Annotated in this window: 19 protein-coding genes and 1 pseudogene; 4 read left to right on the plus strand and 16 right to left on the minus strand. The window is 60.0% G+C overall.

Annotation, left to right across the window (positions count from 1 at the left end):
• Positions 1 to 65 precede the first annotated feature (65 nt).
• The 3 genes from Q0M35_RS00350 to clpS are packed head-to-tail and all read right to left on the minus strand — an operon-like array spanning position 66 to position 2,241.
• On the minus strand, positions 66 to 866 hold the full coding sequence (locus Q0M35_RS00350) for an SDR family oxidoreductase (protein ID WP_295311061.1): 801 nt from the start codon (positions 864 to 866) through the stop codon (positions 66 to 68).
• A gap of 33 nt (positions 867 to 899) precedes the next feature.
• Positions 900 to 1,895 (minus strand): class I SAM-dependent methyltransferase, encoded by a 996-nt coding sequence (locus tag Q0M35_RS00355; RefSeq protein ID WP_295311063.1) that lies wholly within the window; start codon positions 1,893 to 1,895, stop codon positions 900 to 902.
• A 4-nt stretch (positions 1,896 to 1,899) separates the two neighbouring features.
• Positions 1,900 to 2,241 carry an ATP-dependent Clp protease adapter ClpS gene (clpS, locus tag Q0M35_RS00360; protein WP_169641908.1) on the minus strand — a complete coding sequence of 114 codons (342 nt, stop codon included), beginning with the start codon at positions 2,239 to 2,241 and terminating at the stop codon, positions 1,900 to 1,902.
• A gap of 86 nt (positions 2,242 to 2,327) precedes the next feature.
• Between clpS and Q0M35_RS00365 the strand changes: the two genes are divergently transcribed.
• Positions 2,328 to 3,029: an HAD family hydrolase gene (locus Q0M35_RS00365; RefSeq protein ID WP_295311065.1), complete on the plus strand. Its 702-nt coding sequence runs from the start codon at positions 2,328 to 2,330 to the stop codon at positions 3,027 to 3,029.
• A 182-nt stretch (positions 3,030 to 3,211) separates the two neighbouring features.
• Positions 3,212 to 4,729 carry a D-alanyl-D-alanine carboxypeptidase family protein gene (locus tag Q0M35_RS00370; protein ID WP_295311067.1) on the plus strand — a complete coding sequence of 506 codons (1,518 nt, stop codon included), beginning with the start codon at positions 3,212 to 3,214 and terminating at the stop codon, positions 4,727 to 4,729.
• A gap of 16 nt (positions 4,730 to 4,745) precedes the next feature.
• Here the strand turns inward: Q0M35_RS00370 and ccoS are convergent.
• The 8 genes and pseudogenes from ccoS to ccoN all read right to left on the minus strand — a co-directional run.
• Positions 4,746 to 4,901 (minus strand): annotated as a pseudogene (ccoS, locus tag Q0M35_RS00375) (cbb3-type cytochrome oxidase assembly protein CcoS); the annotation flags it as partial.
• Positions 4,898 to 7,081: a heavy metal translocating P-type ATPase gene (locus Q0M35_RS00380; RefSeq protein ID WP_295311069.1), complete on the minus strand. Its 2,184-nt coding sequence runs from the start codon at positions 7,079 to 7,081 to the stop codon at positions 4,898 to 4,900. The gene Q0M35_RS00380 and the pseudogene ccoS, both read right to left, overlap by 4 nt.
• On the minus strand, positions 7,078 to 7,548 hold the full coding sequence (locus tag Q0M35_RS00385) for a FixH family protein (protein ID WP_295311071.1): 471 nt from the start codon (positions 7,546 to 7,548) through the stop codon (positions 7,078 to 7,080). The genes Q0M35_RS00380 and Q0M35_RS00385 overlap by 4 nt, the downstream gene beginning before the upstream one ends.
• On the minus strand, positions 7,545 to 8,978 hold the full coding sequence (gene ccoG, locus Q0M35_RS00390) for a cytochrome c oxidase accessory protein CcoG (RefSeq protein WP_295311073.1): 1,434 nt from the start codon (positions 8,976 to 8,978) through the stop codon (positions 7,545 to 7,547). The genes Q0M35_RS00385 and ccoG overlap by 4 nt, the downstream gene beginning before the upstream one ends.
• A 48-nt stretch (positions 8,979 to 9,026) precedes the next feature.
• Positions 9,027 to 9,893 (minus strand): cytochrome-c oxidase, cbb3-type subunit III, encoded by an 867-nt coding sequence (gene ccoP, locus Q0M35_RS00395; protein WP_295311075.1) that lies wholly within the window; start codon positions 9,891 to 9,893, stop codon positions 9,027 to 9,029.
• On the minus strand, positions 9,890 to 10,075 hold the full coding sequence (locus Q0M35_RS00400; RefSeq protein ID WP_295311077.1) for a cbb3-type cytochrome c oxidase subunit 3: 186 nt from the start codon (positions 10,073 to 10,075) through the stop codon (positions 9,890 to 9,892). The genes ccoP and Q0M35_RS00400 overlap by 4 nt, the downstream gene beginning before the upstream one ends.
• 14 nt (positions 10,076 to 10,089) lie before the next feature.
• On the minus strand, positions 10,090 to 10,815 hold the full coding sequence (gene ccoO, locus Q0M35_RS00405) for a cytochrome-c oxidase, cbb3-type subunit II (RefSeq protein ID WP_295311078.1): 726 nt from the start codon (positions 10,813 to 10,815) through the stop codon (positions 10,090 to 10,092).
• 13 nt (positions 10,816 to 10,828) lie between these two features.
• The gene (gene ccoN / locus Q0M35_RS00410; protein WP_295311080.1) at positions 10,829 to 12,445 is read right to left on the minus strand and encodes a cytochrome-c oxidase, cbb3-type subunit I; all 1,617 of its coding nucleotides are present in this window, start codon (positions 12,443 to 12,445) and stop codon (positions 10,829 to 10,831) included.
• 211 nt (positions 12,446 to 12,656) lie between these two features.
• Between ccoN and Q0M35_RS00415 the strand changes: the two genes are divergently transcribed.
• Positions 12,657 to 13,496 carry a universal stress protein gene (locus Q0M35_RS00415; RefSeq protein ID WP_295311082.1) on the plus strand — a complete coding sequence of 280 codons (840 nt, stop codon included), beginning with the start codon at positions 12,657 to 12,659 and terminating at the stop codon, positions 13,494 to 13,496.
• A 36-nt stretch (positions 13,497 to 13,532) separates the two neighbouring features.
• Here Q0M35_RS00415 and fnrL read toward each other — a convergent pair whose 3' ends face one another.
• Complete coding sequence (gene fnrL, locus Q0M35_RS00420; protein ID WP_295311084.1) at positions 13,533 to 14,276, minus strand: transcriptional regulator FnrL; 744 nt, start codon at positions 14,274 to 14,276, stop codon at positions 13,533 to 13,535.
• A 64-nt stretch (positions 14,277 to 14,340) separates the two neighbouring features.
• On the opposite strand from fnrL, the gene hemN reads away from it, so the two are divergent.
• Complete coding sequence (gene hemN / locus Q0M35_RS00425; protein ID WP_295311085.1) at positions 14,341 to 15,696, plus strand: oxygen-independent coproporphyrinogen III oxidase; 1,356 nt, start codon at positions 14,341 to 14,343, stop codon at positions 15,694 to 15,696.
• A gap of 2 nt (positions 15,697 to 15,698) precedes the next feature.
• Here the strand turns inward: hemN and Q0M35_RS00430 are convergent, their stop codons facing one another.
• The 4 genes from Q0M35_RS00430 to Q0M35_RS00445 form a co-directional block, all read right to left on the minus strand.
• Positions 15,699 to 17,279, minus strand: a complete 1,581-nt coding sequence (locus Q0M35_RS00430; protein WP_295311086.1) for an ABC transporter ATP-binding protein — start codon at positions 17,277 to 17,279, stop codon at positions 15,699 to 15,701.
• Entirely contained in the window at positions 17,276 to 18,454 is a 1,179-nt protein-coding gene (locus Q0M35_RS00435; protein ID WP_295311095.1) for an ABC transporter permease, read from the minus strand. The genes Q0M35_RS00430 and Q0M35_RS00435 overlap by 4 nt, the downstream gene beginning before the upstream one ends.
• A 9-nt stretch (positions 18,455 to 18,463) precedes the next feature.
• Positions 18,464 to 19,552 (minus strand): microcin C ABC transporter permease YejB, encoded by a 1,089-nt coding sequence (locus Q0M35_RS00440; RefSeq protein ID WP_295311088.1) that lies wholly within the window; start codon positions 19,550 to 19,552, stop codon positions 18,464 to 18,466.
• A 4-nt stretch (positions 19,553 to 19,556) separates the two neighbouring features.
• Positions 19,557 to 20,624: ABC transporter substrate-binding protein (locus Q0M35_RS00445; protein WP_295311090.1), on the minus strand; the 1,068-nt coding region annotated here is incomplete at its 5' end.

Below are 20,624 nucleotides of genomic sequence, written 5' to 3' on the forward strand. Positions count from 1 at the left end.
GGAGTGTCAGTTTTCTCTGACACACTTTCTATCGTCAAAAGCGGGCAGACGAAAACCCGCAATCGTCAGTGCGCGGGTGCCAGCACCGGATCAAGCAGGCTGCGACCGCCGTCGACCGTGATAATCTCACCGGTCATGAAAGCAGAACTTTCGGCGGCCAGAAACTGCACAGCCTCGACCAGTTCGGTTGGCCCTGCAATGCGGCCCAGCGGCGTGTGAGACCGGATATCTTCGCGCCATTCACTGTGATCAACCAGCGAGGATTTCAGCGACGCGCTCATCACCGACCCGAAAGCCACGGCATTGACGCGGATCCGCTCGGGCGCCAGCGCCAGGGCCATGGACCGCGTCATCTGATCAAGCGCCGCGGCGGCGATTGAGTATCCCATCAGTTCCGGACGGGTGTGACGAGACACAATCGAGCTGAGATTGACGATTGCACCCAGCTGCCCTTCGGGCTGATCCGCGCCCTGTTTGATCATACGCCGTGCAACCTGCTGTGAAAGCTGCAGCGCCGTCATCAGGTTCTGTTCCAGCAGCACCGAGACCGAATTGTCTTCCACGTCCATCGCATCGGTGGGCATCACCTGACGCGAGGCGTTCACCAGAATATCCACCCGGTCAAACGCATCGATCGTGGCCGAGACCAGATTGGCGATCGTCAGGCGCTGACGCAGGTCGCCCGCGAAATAGCGCAGTGTGGCGTCATCCTGTTCGGCGCCCCATTCTTCGCTCAGCTTTCGTTCGTCCATATCCGCGCACATGACATTGGCACCGCGGTCGGCAAACTGCCGCGCAATCGACAGGCCGATACCGTTGGCTGCACCTGTCACGATGGCAGTTTTACCTTTGATGGAAAAAGACATGGTATCCTTTCTGACGCCGCATGCGCGGCGGCCTTAGCGGCCACGTTTGCGCAGCGGGCGTGCTGCATGAAAGAGTTTGAACCGGTTATCGCCACCGGTCTCGCTGACCCTTGCGAAGAAACTGCCCAGGGTTTCTTCATAAGGCAAATGGCGGTTGGCAACCATCCAGAGTTGCCCCTGCGGGCTCAGCATACCGGCCGCCGCCGCGACAAAGGCCTGACCCAGAGCCGGGTCCGCCACCCGTGAGGTGTGAAACGGCGGGTTCATAACCACGCTGTCCACCGCCTCAGGCGGCCGCCATCGCGTGGCATCAGCCCAGTGAAACTGCGCTCGCGGGTCGGTGACATTGTGGCGGGCGCATTCGAGCGCGAGGTGGCCGGCCTCGACAAGGTGCACGGTTTCGACTGAACTGCGGGTCAGGATATGCGCCGAGAGATATCCCCAGCCCGCGCCCAGATCTGCGATGCGACGTCCCATTTTGTCCGGCAGCGCCCGCACCAGCAGGTCCGATGCCGGATCAACTGCATCCGCGGAAAACACACCCGGTGCAGTCCAGAACCCGCCGGGCTGCAAAGCAGGACGGGCGCGCCAGTCTTCGAACTGCTCCGGCGCGGCCGCGGGGATTACAAAAAGCTTACCGTGCGCTTTTGACACCGGTCCGTTGACCGGCACCCGTTTGCGGATCTCGCGCAGGATACTGTCGATCCCGTCGGTTTTCTGTCCGTCGATAAAAACCAGCCCGTCGGTGACCGCCAGCGCATCGGCAATCAGCGCACGCGATTCGTCTTTGGACCGCACAAGGCAGACGACAGCGGCACTGAACCGGCCTTCTGCCGCGGTCGCGCAGTCGTACCCACGAGCCGTCCAGCCGTCATAAGCCGGGCTGAAGTCTTCGATGATCACGGTTTTGTTCTGCGGCACTCCCGGCAGAGCAGCGTCCGCGGGCGGCCGGAACACGGCCACTCTGTCACCACCGGACAGCGCTGTGCCACTGCCGTCTGCCAGCAGCGGCAACCGGGCGTCAATCATCTGATTATTCTTCTTTTTCCATGGTGCACTGCAGCGGATGCTGGTGCCGGCGGGCGAAATCCATCACTTGTGCCACTTTGGTTTCGGCAATCTCGTGGCTGAAAACGCCAACGACAGCCACACCCTTTTTATGCACTGTCAGCATGATCTCAAAGGCCTGCGCATGGTTGAGCCCGAAAAAGCGTTCCAGCACATGCACGACAAATTCCATCGGCGTGAAGTCATCGTTCAGAAGCAGGACCTTATAAAGCGGCGGGCGCCTGGTCTTTGGCTTCGTCGCGGTCAGGACAGAGGAATCACCCTCGTCATCCGACTGGTCTGACATCATGATGGCGTCGCGGTGCATTGCTGCTCCTGATCTGCTGGTTTTTTTGCGAGTCGTGATCCGGTGTATATAACCCGTCTGGAAATTTAGAAAAGGGGGCGCGTGCCATGGTTAACCGGGTGAGCACCGTAGGGTTTGATGCCGATGACACCCTTTGGCACAATGAGCGCAGTTTTCAGATGACCCAGGCGCTCTTTGCGGGGCTGCTTGCGGATTATACCGACCGCGAGACGCTGATGGCACGGCTGGTCGCGGCGGAGCGGCGAAACCTCGGCCACTACGGATTTGGCGTGAAAGGGTTCACCCTGTCGATGATTGAGACCGCGATTGAAGTGACCGACGCCCGGGTACCCGCCGCCGTACTGTCGGAAATTCTGGAGGCCGGTCGCGAAATGCTCTCCCATCCTGTCGATCTTTTGCCGCATGCGAAGGACGCGATCGAGAAGATCGCGAAAACCCATCGCATTGTGCTGGTTACAAAGGGCGATCTGCTGGATCAGGAACGCAAGCTGGCGCAATCGGGTCTGGGCGATCTTTTTGATGCGGTCGAGATTGTGTCGGATAAAACACCGGCGGTTTATCACACCGTTTTTAATCGTCACGGGGATGCGCCCGCGCGCGGAATGATGGTGGGTAATTCGATGAAGTCTGATGTCCTCCCGATGATCAAAGCGGGCGGCTGGGGCGTGTATGTACCGCATGAAATGACGTGGGAGCTTGAGCACGCTGCGGCCCCCGATTCCACAGAGCGGTTCCGGACTGTCGCTGATCTCGGGGAGCTTCCCGGTCTGCTGGCTGAAATCGGCTGAACACCTGCAGATTGTGGCCTGTATCGGCCCGGGGTGCGGGTATGCCACATAATTGCGCTTCACTTAAAGTTAACGCAATTCCGTTAAAACAATGACTTTATTGGATTCAAATCCTGTGATAGCCTCAAAGGATAAAGCCAGTCGAAACAAATCGGCGGCATGAGGCAGAAAAGGCAGTAATCATGAAGGTTCGGCGCGCATTGCCGGCCCGTTACGGGCTATTTGTATTCGCAGCTTTGTGGATGATTGTCATCCTTCCCCTGACCGCGATGGCCGCGCCCTATGCGGCTATGGTCATGGATGCCAGAACGGGCGAAGTGCTGCACTCGCGGAATGCAGACACACGGTTGCATCCTGCATCTCTGACGAAAATGATGACGCTCTATATCGCGTTTGAAGCGGTCGAGCGCGGTGAGATCTCCCTTGATACCAAGGTGAAGATTTCGCGGTTTGCAGCATCCGAGCCGCCGTCGAAACTGGGTCTTAAAGCCGGGCAGCGCATCGCATTCCGCTATCTGATCCGTGCCGCGGCTGTGAAATCCGCAAACGATGCGGCCACAGCCATCGGCGAGGCGCTGGAGGGCTCCGAGGCTGCCTTCGCCCGCCGGATGACGCGTACCGCCAAAGCGCTCGGCATGACGCGCACCACGTTCAAGAACGCCCATGGCCTTACAGAGAGCGGGCATCTTTCTACCGCGCGGGACATGTCGATCATGGGCCGTCATATGCTCTATGATTATCCGGAATATTATAACCTCTTCTCACGCAAATCGACTAATGCCGGCGTTCGTAATGTATCTAATACCAATCGTCGCCTGCTCTCTGCCTATCGCGGCGCTGACGGCATCAAGACCGGCTACACCCGGGCTGCGGGCTTCAACCTTGTGGCCTCAGCAGAGCGTGGCAACGAGCGTATCATCGCTACGGTCTTTGGCGGCACCTCGACAACAGCGCGCAACAAACGCGTGGCGGAACTGCTGGACATGGGCTTTAAACGCGCGCCCAGCCGCGCCCGCCTGCAAAAGCCGCATATGCCGGTCTACAACGGACAGCCGGCACCCGCCGGGACCGTTCTGGCGTCCAGCCTGCGTCCCAGAGTACGCCCGCTTGCAGATGCGCCTGTGAATCCACTGCTGATCGCAAAAACCAACGAGGCGATCGCGGCAGCACTCGCAGGAGCGTCTGAGCCACCAGCAGCGACGCCTGCCGCGGTGACGACGCCCGAGGCGCAGGCCGCCGCAGCGGCCAGCACAGCAGGGATCATCCCCGCAGACACCACCGCCGCCCTTGTGGCGGCTCAGGCAAGGCCTCCGGTTCAGGTCAATGAAGTGGAGATTGAAGAGTTTATCTCACTGCGTCCTGCCTTGCGTCCGACAGATGCCAGTGATGTGCCTGCCCTGCAGGAAGCGGCTGTCACCGAAGAGCCACAGATTGAGATCGTTACACGGTTGTCGACATCGGGCGGTCACCAGTGGGGCGTAAACGTGGGCCGCTATCCGAGCCGGTACAGCGCCGAACGGGCACTCGTTACCACGGCACTTGCTGAAATGGCGACGCTGGATGGAGCACTTCGCAAGGTGGTGAAACGGCCATCCGGATTTGACGCGAACTTTCTGGGACTGACCCGGGAAAGCGCTGATCTGGCCTGCCGAAGGCTCTCCGCCCGCAACGTCAGTTGTCAGACGGTCGGTCCTTCCTGACCTGACCGCCGTCATCAGGCCTGGGGTGCTGATCCCAGGTATCGCTCAGGATACGGCGACTGTCGCCTTCGGGATCCTCGTACTGGCTGCTGCGCAGGGTATAGATAAAACCTGCCAGCCCGAGCCCGCCGAGGATCAGTGACACCGGAATGAGATAGGCAAGCACGTTCACCGCTTTGCCCCGCCGACGCGAAGCGCATTGAGCGATACGGTGATTGACGACAGTGACATTGCAAGCGCCGCAATCAGCGGGGTGGCAAAGCCCGCCACCGCCAGCGGCACTGCAACTACATTATACAGTGTTGCGATGCGGAAGTTTTCCGATATCCGGCGTCTGGCTTTCCGTGATGTGGCAATGGCATCCGCAACGGGTGCAAGATCCCGACCCAGCAGAACGATGTCTGACGCCGCGCGCGCTGCATCAAGTGCCTGAGCAGGGCTGATGGAGACATGGGCGGCGGCAAGCGCGCCGGTATCATTGAGACCGTCCCCGATCATCAGGACGCGTGCACCTTCGTCCGTAAGATCGCTGATATAGCGAATTTTGTCCCGGGGCAGCATCTCGGCCAGTGCAGTCTCGATGTTCAGTTCTTCGGCCACGTGCTGCACCGCCGCAGGCCTGTCACCCGACAGCAGGATCACCCGAGCGCCATCCGCCTGCAGCGAGCGGATCAGATCATGCGCGCCCTGGCGCAGATTATCTTCAAACATCAGCCGGACAGGTGCATCATCACCAATCTGAAGTGCCGTGCAGAGTTGCGGCTGACCGGCGTCAGCGCCAAGCCATGCCGGACGCCCCAGCCTTACGGTTTTGCCCTGCCATGTCCCCGAGGTGCCATAGCCCGGATACTCCTGCAGGCCGGTCACAGGGGCCGGGACCATCGCACGAGGCACGGCAGCCACGATCGCTTTGGACAGAGGATGCGACGATCCCTGTGCCAGAGCCGCTGCCACTGCCATCTGATCGGGGGACAATGCCTCTGCATCAATCAGGTGCGGCGTGCCTTCGGTCAGTGTACCGGTTTTGTCGAAAACGACCGTATCGACTTCCGCGAGACGTTCCAGCGCGGTTGAATCCTTGATCAGCAGGCCTTTGGAAAAGAGCCGTCCCGAGGCTGCCGTGGTTACGGCAGGCACGGCGAGACCAAGCGCGCAGGGGCAGGTGATGATCAGAACGGCAGCAGCGATGTTTGCGGCAACCCTCATGTCGCCTGACCAGATGAGCCAGCCGATAAAAGCCAGCGCTGCCAGAATATGAACCCCGGGCGCATAAAGTTTCGCCGCCCGGTCGGCCAGCGAGGTGTACCGTGACCGGCCGCTTTCGGCGACAGCAACGAGAGCCGCAAGCTGGTGCAGCGATGTCTGCTGCCCGACGGCGGTCGCCTCAATACGCAAGGGACCGGTGAGATTAACTTCGCCCGCACTCATGTGATCGCCGGACACACGGCGGACCGGCAGCGTTTCGCCGGTCAGCGCGGAGCGGTCCACTTCGGAGGCACCATCTGTGATGATGCCGTCAACCGGGGCCCGCGCACCGGGACGTACCAGAACATGATCACCGATGCGCAGTTCCGCGACCGGCACCTCCTGCATCCCGGCCCCCCGGAGTACCAACGCGCGCGGCACTTCCAGAGCGGTGAGCTCTTCAGCAGCAGAACGCGCGGCGGACCGCGCGCGGGCCTCCAGCCAGCGCCCGGCCAGCAGGAAAAACGTCAGTGTCAGTGCCGCATCAAAATAGGCATGCGCACCCGAGAGCCAGGTTTCCCAGAGCGAAGTTGCGACCGCCAGAACGATGGCAAGGCTGATCGGCACATCCATGTTCAGACGCCTGGCTGACAGTGCGCTGTATGCATTGCGGAAAAACGGCTGGGCCGAAAACGCGAGCGCCGGCAAAGTGATTGCCGCCGAGATCCAGTGGAAAAGATCGCGTGTGGCGTCTGCCGCCCCGGACCAGACCGCGACCGAAAGCAGCATGACGTTCATCGCGGCAAAACCCGCCACCGCCATACGCATGAGCAGATCACGACCGGCGCTGCCGGTGCGGGTCTCCTGCAGGGCTGCGGGGTCAAGCTCCCATGCCTCATGTCCTGCATTTCTGACGCATGCCGCGAGGTCTTCCGCTTTCAGACCGGGAGCCGCGTTCACCGACACCTGACGGCGGGTGAGGTTCACCCGGGCAGAGTGCACACCCGGGACCGCATTCAGTGCCGCTTCGACCGTCGCAATGCAGGACTGGCAGTGAATTCCGGGCAGCGACAACATAAGCGTTGCGTCGGCAGGCGGCACCTCAACGCGGTCCGCCGGGGCGGCCATGCACCCCGGGCACCCCATGGCTGCGGGCTGGCCGGTCATCCGCTGGTATCCGTTTCGGGGACATGCAGAATGACGCGCTGGCGGAACTGAGAACCTTCACTGTCCATCGCCACCATGCGCAAATTCCAGTTGCCCGGCCCCAGTGTCAGCGGTGCGACATAGGACCGGCCGTCGAAAACGAACGCCGGCGTGGTGTCATCGCGCACATGCGTGGCGCGCCCCACAGTTGCCCGCAGTTCCCCGACCTCGACAGGCTGCCCGGCGGAATCGGTGATCGACAGAACCACCTCATCGCCGCGGGCGGTGGCCAGAACAGACCAGCCAAGAGCCTGCTGTACCGCGCGGTCACGGTCAAAATGCTGGCTCGCGACGTAGGAATTTTTGACTTCAAGGCCCGGAAAAGTGCTCACCGCATTAAACGCGAGGGTCAGATTGGCCGCGATAATGATCGAAAAGCCCGCGCCGAACATGGCTGCGACATGCCATCCTTTTAGTTCTCTGGTCATGGCTGGTTTCCTGTTCCGATAAAGCTGCTGTCTTTCCACGCGCGGTCACCGTTGGTGAGATCCTCGATCCAGAACCGCAGGTCCTGCCGGTCCGACTGCGCAGGGGGCGATCCTGGCGGGGCAATGACATAGACACGCTGCAGGAAGGACGTGTCCGCAGGCACTTCGATAGAGCCGTAGGGCGTGCCCTCAAGAGTGATACGCAGCGCTGGATCACCTTTGACAAAGAGCCGGAAGAGCCGCGCATCGTTGTTTTTGTTGCGCAGACGGATCTCGTAGGTGTTGCGGATCGAACCGTCTGCCAGTGTAACGAACGTCGGATTGCGCACCGGCGCTACGGTCATCTCGATCTCTGAGCGGATGAACAGCGCCACGATCAGCGCCACACCAACGCCGGCCCAGAGGAATGTGTAGAACATCGTGCGCGGCCGGAAGACATGCTTCCAGACGGATGCGGGCGCAGCCCCGCCACGTTCCGAGACCTCATCTGAAAGCGCGATATAGTCAATCAGCCCGCGTGGTTTACCGATGCGCTCCATGACGTCATCGCAGGCGTCGATACAGAGTGCGCAGGTGATGCATTCCAGCTGCTGGCCGTCACGGATGTCGATGCCCATCGGACAGACATTAACGCAGGCCATACAGTCGATACAGTCGCCCTGGGGCGCATTTTTCGCCTCCTGGCTGTGTTTACGCGGCTCACCGCGCCATTCACGGTACGCAACGGTGATCGTATCCTCGTCCATCATGGCGGCCTGAATGCGTGGCCAGGGACAGGCGTATATGCAGATCTGTTCGCGGGCAAATCCGCCGAAAACAAAAGTTGTTGCCGTCAGGATCGCGACGGTAATATAGGCCACCGCTGCCGCCTGACCGGTGAAGAGATCGACGAGAAGCGTTGGAGCATCAGCGAAATAGAACACCCAGGCACCACCGGTCGCGACCGATATCAGCAGCCATAGCACCCATTTGGTGAGCCTCAGACGCAGCTTGCGGGCATCCATCTTTTCCTGGCGGTGCAGGCGCAGGCGGGCATTGCGATCGCCTTCGACCATGCGTTCGACTTTGATGAAAAGGTCCGTCCAGACAGTCTGCGGGCAGGCATAGCCGCACCAGACCCGACCCAGCGCCGAGGTAAAGAGAAAGAGCCCCAGCCCCGCCATGATCAGCAGCCCTGCCACGAAATAGAACTCGTGGCTCCAGATCTCGATCCAGAAAAAATAGAACCGCCGGTTGGCCAGATCAAGCAGCACCGCCTGATCGGGCAGTTCCGGTCCGCGGTCCCAGCGGATCCAGGGCACGAGATAATAAATGCCCAGGGTCACCGCCATGATCACCCATTTCAGGTTGCGGAACCGTCCTGAGACCCGCCGCGGGAAAATAGGCTCGCGGGCGGCATAGAGGCTTGGCGGTGGCACCTGATCAGTCACTTGCGTTCCTTTGCGGCGTCATCGTGCGGGAGGTCCGCCGGAAGCGGTCTATTCGCCGCCGCCGAGCTGGTGCACGTAAAGAGATACTGCGCGTAACTCTGCCTCAGACAGGCGCTGTTGCCAGGGGGGCATGACGCCATAGCGACTGTAGGTCACAGTCTCGACCAGCGTGTCATAATCCCCTCCGTAAAGCCAGATCTGGTCAGCGATGTTGGGCGCGCCAAGGTCGTTGTTGCCCAGGCCGTTTTCGCCGTGACAGGCCGTGCAGTTATCCGCATAGATGGCCTCACCCGCCTGAGATGCTGCTGCATCGACAGGAGTGCCGCCCGAGAGCGTCATTACATAATTGGCGACCTGAGCGATCTCGTCCTCTTCGAGGATATCCCCGAAGACAGGCATTTCTGAGTAACGCGCATCGGGGTCCTCTTCGTTGCGGATGCCATGCGCCACGGTCAGGTAGATGGCCTCGACGCTGCCGCCCCAGAGCCAGTCATTATCGAGCAGGTTGGGATAGCCGACAGCACCGCCCGCGCCTGATCCGTGACATTGTGTGCACCATGTGCGGTAAACAGCACCACCGGCGGATACCGCATAGCTGTTGAGCTCAGGGTTGAGGCTGATTTCTGTGATCTCCGCTTCTGCCAGCTGTGCGTTGATGCCCGCATTGGCTTCTTCGACCGCGGCGATTTCAGTGATTACCTCGCCGCGCGTCGAGTACCCCAGGATACCCGCAGTCGCAGACGAGACCAGAGGCCAGGCAGGATAGGCGATGGTATAGCCGATGCCCCAGATGATGGTGATGTAGAATGTCCAGAGCCACCAGCGCGGCATGGGGTTATCGAACTCCTCGATGCCGTCCCAGCTGTGGCCGGTGGTGTCCGGGTCGCCTTCTTGTTTTGGGGGTACTTTGGTCATTTCGTGTCCTCCTTGGGCGGAGCCGGTCGGTCGTCATTGCGGAAAATCATATTGGCAGTGTCCCGGTGAACGGGCCGGCTGCCCGGCCGGAAGACCCAGAAGGCCATGCCGACGAAGATCAAGAAAAGAAGCAGCAGCATCCAGCTGTCTGCAAATTCGCGCAGCAGAGAGTAGGTTTCCATCTTTTGCGGCCTCCTCAGCGGCTGGCGTCCGGGGTGAAGGTCGAGAAATCGACCAGCGTGCCCAGCATCTGCAGATAAGCGATCAGTGCGTCAGCCTCGGAGATCCCGGGCTGGCCGTCGAAATTGCGCACCTGCGCGCCAGGATACCGCTCCAGCAGAGCATCGTAATCACTGTCCGGATCGGCCTGAGCGCGGAAATCCGCAGCGGCTGTCTCAATCATTTCCGGGGTGTAGGGCACCCCGACAAAAGCATGGGTCGCCAGCAGTTCGTCCACGTATTCAGGCTGAATCAGCTTTTCTTCGAGAAAGGCGTATTTCGGCATGATCGATTCAGGCACCACCGATTGCGGGTCCCGCAGGTGCACCAGGTGCCAGTCATCCGAATACCGACCGCCGACACGGGCCAGATCGGGGCCTGTGCGCTTGGAGCCCCACTGGAACGGATGGTCATACATCGATTCCGCCGCCAGAGAGTAATGCCCGTATCGTTCCACCTCGTCGCGCATCGGCCGGATCATCTGGCTGTGACAAACGTAACAGCCTTCGCGGATATAGATGTCGCGGCCGGTGAGCTCCAGCGGGGAGTACGGGCGGACCCCCTCAACTTCCTCGATGGTGTTTTCCAGATAGAAGAGCGGCACGATCTGCACCAGCCCCCCGATCGTTACCACCAGAAAGCTGAGCACCAGCAGGAGGGTCGCGTTGGTTTCGATGAACTTATGTTTTGCAAGGATCGACATCTCTGCTCCCTCCTTATTCAGCGGGGACAGCTGTGGCGAGCGCGTCTTTTGCAGGCGCGGCCTTCACAGTCATCCAAAGGTTATAGCACATGATTACAGCGCCGGAGAGGAACATGACCCCGCCCAGACCGCGCACCACATACATCGGGAATTTGGCACTCACAGTGTCGGCGAAAGAGTTCACGAGGAAGCCGTTGGCATCCACTTCACGCCACATCAGGCCTTCCATGATACCGGTCACCCACATTGATGCTGCATAAAGAACGATGCCGATCGTGGCGAGCCAGAAGTGCCAGCTTACGAGCGTAAATGAATAGAGCCGTTCCCGTTTCCAAAGCACCGGCACCAGATAGTAGAGAGCGCCGAAAGTGATGAGACCGTTCCAGCCAAGCGCACCGGAGTGCACGTGGCCGATGGTCCAGTCGGTGTAATGCGACAGCGAGTTGACCGATCGGATCGACATCATCGGGCCCTCGAAGGTGGACATGCCGTAGAACGCGAGGCTCGTGACCATCATCCGGATCACAGGGTCGGTGCGCAGTTTGTCCCAAGCGCCCTGAAGCGTCATCAGACCGTTGATCATCCCGCCCCAGCTCGGCATCCAGAGCACGATGGAGAAGACCATACCCAGTGTCGCAGCCCAATCGGGAAGCGCTGTATAATGCAGGTGGTGAGGACCGGCCCAGATATACAAGAAGATCAGCGCCCAGAAGTGAATAATCGACAGCTTATAGCTGAAAACAGGGCGTTCGGCCTGTTTGGGAATGAAGTAATACATCATCCCCAGAAAACCGGCTGTCAGGAAGAAACCAACAGCATTGTGGCCGTACCACCACTGCACCATCGCATCCTGAACGCCCGAGAAGACCTGTACCGATTTGCTGCCCCAGACGGAGACGGGCACCGAGAGGTTATTGACCACATGCAGCATCGCCACCGTGACGATGAACGCCAGATAAAACCAGTTGGCCACATAGATATGCGGCTCACGACGTTTGATGATGGTGCCCAGAAAACAGGCCAGATAGGCCAGCCAGACCACGGTCAGCCAGATATCCACATACCATTCGGGTTCTGCGTATTCCTTGGACTGTGTGCCGCCCAGCAGGTAGCCCGTGGCCGCAAGCACGATAAAGAGCTGATATCCCCAGAAGACAAACCAGCCCAGATTGCCGCCCCACAGACGGGCGGCCGAGGTGCGCTGGACCACGAAAAACGATGTGGCGATCAGGGCGTTACCCCCGAAAGCAAAAATAACCGCCGAGGTGTGCAGCGGGCGCAGGCGGCCAAAGTTGGCATAACCTTCTGCCCATTCGAAATTGAGAGACGGAAAGGCAAGCTGAAACGCGATCACCACGCCGACGAGAAACCCGACAACGCCCCAGAATGCGGTGGCGATGACCCCGGCGCGCACGACGCTGTCAAAGTATTCGTTTTGCGGGGCTGCCGGGGCTGCCGGCTCATCCGTTGACCGCAGCGTGACAAGAAAGAGCCCTGCGGCCACGATCATAAAGATGATCATATGAACCTGATAGGCCAGATCCCGTGCGTAACTGGCGGCGATCATCGCCATCAGCGTCACAAGCCCCAGCACCACCAGCTTCATATAGTTTGCTGTTCCGGTATCCATTAATCCGGCTCCCTTTTATCCGGCGCGCCGGACGCACCACTGCTGGCAGGCCCGGCGTCTTGTTCCTTTGAACTGTTAATGCCCTGTTGCCCGGAGCCGGGCCTTGATCTGCATCAACATTTTTCTGCTATTTACGTGATAGCAATCAAAGCCCGGGCGAAGCCTGATTGCCTATTCTGTGTGCCACAGACAATTCTGAAAGGAGCCACACATGTCCTATAAGACGATTCTGACCGTACTCACTTCTGCTGATACGAAGTCTTCGGCCCTCAGCGAAGCTGCTGCCCTCGCCTGTGCGCAGGACGGCCATCTGGAGGTACTCTGTCTGGGCCTTGATCAGTCACATGGCTCGTATTACGAACTCGGCACCAACCCTGCGGTGATGCAGGCCGCGATCGAACATGCGCAAAACCGCGCACAGGAAGTCCGCGATGCCGTGGTCCCGGAGCTGAAAAAGACCGATGCGCGCTGGGACGCACATACCGCTGTTGCCGCAGGAAACGATGCCGGTCACGCGGTCGTGGCAAGCGGACGGTTTGCAGATATCGCCGTGCTGCCCCTGCCTTACCACGATGGCGCCAGGCCCGAAGAAAGCGCGGTTCTGGAAGGGTTGCTCATTCAGGCCGGGTGTCCGGTTCTGGTGGTGCCGCCCGGGACCTCTGCCGGCATGACGCCGGAACGGGTTGTAATCGGATGGAACGAAAGCCCGGAAGCATTGCGCGCTGTGCGCGCCGCATTGCCGGTTATCAAACAGGCCAAAGAAGTGCATATCGCGATCATCGACCCGCCCGGCCATGCGCCCGACAGATCAGACCCGGGTGGCAGCCTTGCCGTCTGGCTGAGCCGGCACGGGGTAAACTGCGACATCCAGGTGATGTCCGCCAGCGGCGAGCGGGTCAGTGCCAAGATGGCGCGCCATATCACTGAAACCGGCTCAGAGCTTCTTGTGATGGGCGGCTACGGACATTCGCGTTTCCGCGAGGCTCTGCTGGGAGGTGCAACCCGCGACACGCTCGCAGACAGCAAGGTTCCGGTGCTGATGATGCACTGACCCGGAACGACACAGGAAAATCCGGTGGCGGTCTGCTCAGAAGAGCAGGCCGCCGTCGCTGTCATCACCTGCTTCTTCCATGAGGCGACGCATATCCGGTATCGTGATATTTCGCTTGCCTTCCAGTACGATCACGCCGTCCTTTTTCAGAGCGGATACCTGGCGGCTCACCGTCTCCAGCGTCAGGCCGAGGTAATCCGCCATCGCTTCGCGGGTCAGCATCAGATCGAATGTGATCGACTGACCGGATTTTTTATCACTCAGATCAGCGATGCGGCGGCCGATGATCGACAGCAAACTCGCAATCTTTTCGCGCGCGGTCTTGCGTCCAAGGACCAGCATCCACTCGCGCGCGGCGTCAAGCTCATCAAGAGTCATCTCAAGCAGGCGGTGCGCGATATGAGGCGTGTTTGCGATCATGTGCTCGAACGGCTTGCGGCGGAAACAGCACATCACCACGTCGCTGGCCGCAGTCACGGTGTAGGTTGCGGTCTCGCGCTGGGGACGGCCCACGAAATCCGAAGGCAGCAGCAGACCGACCATCTGTCGGCGCCCGTCTTCCATCGTCTGCGTCAGTGTGGCGACACCTGACACAACTGACGCCACGAATTCCATTCTGTCTCCGGCCCACATAACTGTCTGCCCGGCAGAAAAGCTGCGGTAGTATTTGATATCTTCCAGCAGAGCGAGTTCATCGGTTTCACACTTTGCACATACCGCTCTGTGACGGATAGGACAGTCGCTGCAGTCTTTGGTTTCTGGCGCAAGACTTTGCGTCATTCAGAACACTCCGGATTTGATCTGTGTCAAGGAAAGCTGACAGGTCTCTTCTTATTAAATCAGTATGCACATGACACCCAAATTAGCCAAGCTGGGTCTTTTTGACGCAAAAGTGCCCCGCTACACGAGCTACCCGACTGCCCCGCAGTTCTCTCCCGCCGTGAGTTCTGCGCAGATGCGCGACTGGGTCGCGGGCATTTCGCCCGGTGCGCGGGTGTCGCTTTATCTGCATATCCCGTTCTGCCGGCGGCTGTGCTGGTTCTGTGCCTGCAGAACCCAGGGCACCAAAACCAACAGCCCTGTTGCTGCTTACCTGAAGACCCTCTTTGAGGAACTGGAGATCCTGCGTGCGCATCTGCCGGAAGGTGTCGAGCTCAACCGGATGCACTGGGGCGGCGGCACACCCACCCTTCTGACGCCAAAGATGACCCGAAATCTTGCCAAACGGATACGGGAGGTGCTGCTACTGGCCCCGGGTGCCGAGTTCTCCGTCGAGATTGACCCCAATGAGATCGATCAGCCGCGGGTCGACGCCCTGGCGGAGGCCGGCATGAACCGCGCCTCGATCGGCGTACAGGATTTCGACGATGAAGTGCAGTCAACAATAGGGCGCATCCAGGGATTTGAAACCACACGGAACGCCGCTGATATGCTGCGGGCAGCCGGGATCCGGTCGCTCAACGCCGATATCCTTTTCGGGCTGCCCCATCAGGACCAGGCGCGGCTTTCAGCCACGGTACAGAAACTGCTGACCCTGAGCCCGGACCGCGTGGCGCTTTACGGCTATGCGCATGTGCCATGGATGGCCCGCCGGCAGGCGCTGATCCCGTCAGACGCCCTGCCCCAGCCCGAAGAACGTCTGGCGCTGTTCGAATCGGCAAGACAGCTTTTCGAATGGGACGGGTATAAACAGATCGGCATCGATCATTTTGCGCTGCCCGATGACACGCTCGCGATTGCCGCCCGCACCGGCAGGCTGCGCCGCAACTTTCAGGGCTATACTGACGAGCCCTGCGACGTGCTGATCGGCCTTGGCGCCTCAGCCATTTCGCGGTTTCCCGACGGCTATTCGCAGAATGAGCCGGCAACATCGAAATATACCGCCGCTGTGCGCGAGGGCCGTTTTGCCACGGTCCGCGGTCATGCCTTTACCGGTGAGGACCATCTGCGCGCCCGCCTGATCGAGGCTTTGATGTGTGATTTCAGAATTTCGACCGACGAGACTGAAACACGCTTTCCCGGCACGCGGGCGCATGTGGCAAAGATGCTGGGCGACGTGGCGGATAAATTCGGCAATACGGTTCATCTGACCCCAAGCGGGCTCGAGGTACATCCCGAGGCGCTGGCGCTGACGCGTATGATCGCGCGCGAGTTCGATGCCTACAGCATGTCAGAGAACGCCCACGCTTCAGCGATCTGAGTTCAGGTCGCGGCCTGGAGCAGTGTGCGGGTGTATTCCTCGCGCGGCGCGTCAAAGATTTGTTCCACGGGGCCCTGTTCGATCACATCTCCGCGTTTCATGACCATCACGTGATGCGACATTGCGCGCACGACTTTGAGGTCGTGGCTGATGAAGATATAGGCCAGCCCGTACTTTTCCTGCAGCTTACGCAGCAGATCGACGATCTGCACCTGAACGGTCATATCGAGAGCAGAGGTCGGCTCATCGAGGACCAGCAGTTTCGGGCGCAGGACCATGGCGCGCGCAATCGCGATCCGCTGGCGCTGACCGCCGGAAAATTCATGCGGGTAACGGTCCATCGTTTCGGGGTCGAGGCCCACCTCGATCATCACTTCACGCACCAGGTCACGGGGCGCGCGGTCCGGGTCTACCTTGTGGATACTCAGGCCTTCGGAGATGATCTGGACGCAGGTCATGCGCGGGCTCAGAGATCCGAAAGGGTCCTGAAACACGATCTGCATGTCCTTGCGCAGGCTGCGCAGTTCGCGTGTGCTCCATTTGCGTACGTCATCGCCCATGAAGGTGATCTCACCCTCAGAAGAGATCAGGCGCATCAGGGCAAGGGCCAGCGTGGTTTTGCCGGAGCCGCTCTCGCCTACGATGCCGATGGTCTCTCCGGCGCGTACCGACAGACTCGCGTCATTCACCGCTTTAACGTACCCGACCGTGCGCCGCAGCAGGCCTGCCTGGATCGGAAACCACACCTTGAGATGGTCCGTGCGCGCCACGGGTCTTGCATCGCCGGGCAGCGGTGCGGGCGCGCCCGAGGGCTCGGCGCTCAGCAGTTTGATCGTATAGGGGTGTTTCGGCGTATGAAAGATTTCCGCCGTTGGGCCGGTCTCCACGATCTCGCCGTTCTGCATCACACAGACGCGGTCGGCAATGCGCCGCACCACGCCAAGATCGTGCGTAATGAACAAAAGCCCCATCCCCATCCGGTCTTTGAGGTCTTTGAGCAGATCGAGGATCTGCGCCTGGATTGTGACATCCAGCGCCGTTGTCGGCTCATCGGCGATCAGCACATCCGGCTCATTGGCCAGCGCCATGGCGATCATAACGCGCTGGCGCTGACCGCCTGAGAGCTGGTGCGGGTAACTGGTCACGCGGGTGGCCGCGTCCTGAATACCTACCTGCTCCAGCAGTTCGATGATCCGCGCGCGTGCCGCATCGCCGGTCAGCCCCTGGTGCAGGGCGATGCTCTCACCCAGCTGCTTTTCGATGGTGTGCAGCGGGTTGAGCGATGTCATCGGCCCCTGAAAAATAAAACTGATGTCATTGCCGCGCACCTTGCGCAGCAGTTTCTCATCCGCTCCGATCATCTGTTGGCCGTCATAGGTGACGGAGCCCGAGACCTCCGCGCTGTCCCCGAGAAGAGATACGGTGGAGAGAGCCGAGACCGATTTGCCCGAGCCGCTTTCGCCCACCAGAGCGACGGTCTCGCCACGTTCCACAGAGAAGCTGACGCCGCGCACCGCTTCGGTCAGCCTGCCATCCTGGCGAAACCCGACGCGCAGGTCTTTAACGTCGAGAAGTGCGCTCATGCAAAGGTCTTTCTGGGGTCAAACGCATCGCGGACGCCCTCAAAGATAAACACCAGCAGCGACAGCATGATGGCAAAGGTGAAGAAGGCGGTGAAAGCAAGCCAGGGCGCCTGCAGGTTCTGTTTGGCCTGCAGGGTCAGCTCGCCCAGAGAGGGCGCTGAAGACGGCAGACCAAAACCCAGAAAATCGAGACCCGCCAGCGTGCCGATCGTTGCAGTGACCAGAAAGGGCAGCATGGTGAGTGTAGCAACCATTGCGTTGGGCAGCATGTGGCGGAACATGATCGTCAGGTTGCTAACGCCCAGCGCCCGGGCAGCACGCACGTATTCCAGGTTGCGCGCCCGCAGGAATTCCGCGCGCACCACACCGACGAGTGACATCCAGCCAAAGAGCACCATGAGAAAGACCAGCAGCCAGAAACTTCGCCCGAGAATCGCGAAGAGGATGATGATCACATAAAGCTGCGGCGTAGAGGACCAGACCTCAATAATGCGCTGGAAAATCAGATCCACCCAGCCGCCGAAAAAGCCTTGCACGGCGCCGGCGGCAATCCCGATAAGCGAGGCGGCACCCGTCACGATGAGCGTGAAAAAGATCGACAGGCGAAAGCCGTGTACGACGCGCGCCAGCACATCGCGTTTGGTGCCATCTGTACCCAGCAGGTTCTGTCCGTTAGGCGGCAGCGGCGCCGCACCCGGTCGGTCCACAGCCGTATCATAGGAATAGGGAATGAGCGGCCAGACGGCCCAGCCTTTTTCGATCTCTTCGCCTTCGACAACGCCGTCTTTTGCGTCCTCGATATAGGCTTCGGGCTCGTCAAAGCACAGGTCCAGCCCACCCGTGGCGATCAGGCACTTTACTTCCGGGTCGCGATAGACGGCCTCTGTCTGAAAATCCCCGCCGAATGCGGTCTCGGGGTAGAAATTCCAGATCGGTGTGTAGAGTTCGCCGCGATAGCTGACGAGGATCGGTTTGTCATAGGCGATGAATTCAGCAAAAAGCGACAGCCCGAAGAGGATCGAGAATATCCACAGCGACCAGTAAGCACGGCGGTTACGGCGAAAATTGCGCCAGCGGCGCTTGTTCAGGGGCGACAGGGCAAAGCGCTTTGGCTTTTCGGGGACAGGCGGCGGCGCATCCTGTCCGGGCAGGCGCGTGGGCAGCGGATCGGTCATCGCCATGGCTCAGCCCTCCCGCCGTTCAAAGTCAATGCGCGGATCAACCAGCACATACATCAGATCCGACAGAATGCCGACCACCAGCCCCATCAGACCGAAGATGAAAAGGGTGCCGAAAACAATCGGATAATCGCGTGCGACCGCGGCCTCAAAGCCGAGGCGGCCCAGACCGTCGAGGCTGAAGATCGTCTCAATGATCAGTGAGCCGCCGAAAAAGACGCCGATAAAGACCGCCGGAAATCCCGCGATCACAATCAGCATCGCATTGCGGAATACATGTCCGTAAAGCACACGGGCCTCCGACAGGCCCTTTGCACGCGCGGTCATCACGTAGTGCTTTTTCACCTCATCAAGAAAGCTGTTTTTGGTCAGCAGCGTCAGCGTGGCGAAGGCTGAGATGGTGGAGGCAAAAACCGGCAGGGTAATGTGCCAGAAGTAATCAATCACCTTGCCCATGGGCGTGAGCTGGTCGAAATTGTCGCTGGTCAGGCCGCGGAGCGGGAAGATCTGATAATACGATCCGCCGGCAAAAAGTACCAGCAGGAGGATCGCAAAGAGAAAGCCGGGGATCGCATAGGCCGCGATGATCACGCCCGACGTCCAGGTGTCAAACCGCGAGCCGTCGTGCACTGCCTTGCGAATGCCCAGCGGGATCGACACGAGATAGGCAATGACGGTGGACCAGAGTCCCAGGGTGATGGAAACGGGAAGCTTTTCCTTGATCAGTTCCAGCACCGAGATTGACCGGAAATAGCTCTCGCCGAAATCAAAGCGCATATAGTTCCAGATCATGTTCAGAAAGCGTTCGACCGGGGGTTTGTCAAAGCCAAACTCCGCTTCAAGCTCTGCGATGAACTCCGGCGGCAGCCCGCGCGCGCCGATATATTCGCTTTCATTGCTGCCCAGATCGACAGAGCCCGCGTCATTATTGGTGCCGGCGAACCCCTCAAAGACATCGCCGCCGCCCTGAATGCGCGCAATGGCCTGCTCGACCGGACCACCTGGCACGAACTGCACCAGCGCGAAATTGATCAGCATGATCCCAAGCAGGGTCGGGATGATCAGCAACAGCCTTCGGATAATATATGCGCCCATGGGCTTATCTCAGCGCTCCCGCCGCACGCAGCGCATCTGCTTTGTCCTGATTGTACCACCAGAAATCGAGCTGCCCGAGCGCAAAGGGCGGGATTTCATCGGGGTGTTCGTACTGGTCGTAAAAGGCGACCCAGTGGCTGGGGTTGTACCAGACCGGGATCATTATGAATTCATAACGCAGCGCCCGGTCAAGCGCCATCAGAGAGGCCTGTTCCTCTTCGCGCGTTTCAGCAACGAGCGAGCGTTCGATGATCGCATCCACAAGCGGGCTGGCGAGGCCTGCCGGGTTGAAAAGGCTGAATTCGGCGGCCTCGGATCCGTAGCGTTGCATCAGACCAGTGCCGGTGCCGAGAAAAGCGCCATAGGCGTCGAACACCAGATCGTAATCGCGGTCGCGTTCGCGCAGGGTGTATTGCGAGGCATCGACCTTTTCAAAAGTGATATCCACGCCAAGGCCCTGCACGTTGGAAACGAAGTTTTCCATGACGGCACTCAGGGTGGGCGAGGTGGCACTGTTAAAGAGGAAATTCAGCCTGAGCGTGTCGCCTGCATCGTTGCGGCGGATGCCGTCATCACCGACCGCCCAGCCCGCTTCATCAAGCAGTTTCATTGCCGCACGGGTATTACGCCGGTCGAGAAGACGCTCTGGCTTTGAGGTATGAGGCTCCAGCGCGGGCTCGCTGATCAGTGCAGGCGGCACCAGATCGCCAAGCTCCTGCAGAAAGGCAAGCTCGTCCCCTTCCGGCAGGCCGGTGGCCATGAGCGGTGTGTCCTGAGTAAAAGAGGCACGTTGTTTAAAAAGCCCGTACTGCAGACTTTCGTTGGTCCATTCAAAGTTGAAAGCAAGGGCGATGGCCTGACGAACACGGCGGTCTTTAAGCACTTCACTGCCCAGGTTGAAAACGATGCCTGAGGGCGACGGCGGGGAGCCGTCCGGCAGGTCTTTGGTTACGACATGGCCCTGATCAACTTTCGGGAAGTCATAGCCAGTGGCCCATTTGCGCGAGTCCCCTTCGCTGCGGAAGGTATATTCGCCGGCTTTGAATGCCTCAAAGGCGGCCGTGTCATCGCC

It is taken from the genome of Roseobacter sp. (assembly GCF_024639605.1).
In the GTDB taxonomy this organism is placed as follows: Bacteria; Pseudomonadota; Alphaproteobacteria; order Rhodobacterales; family Rhodobacteraceae; genus Roseobacter.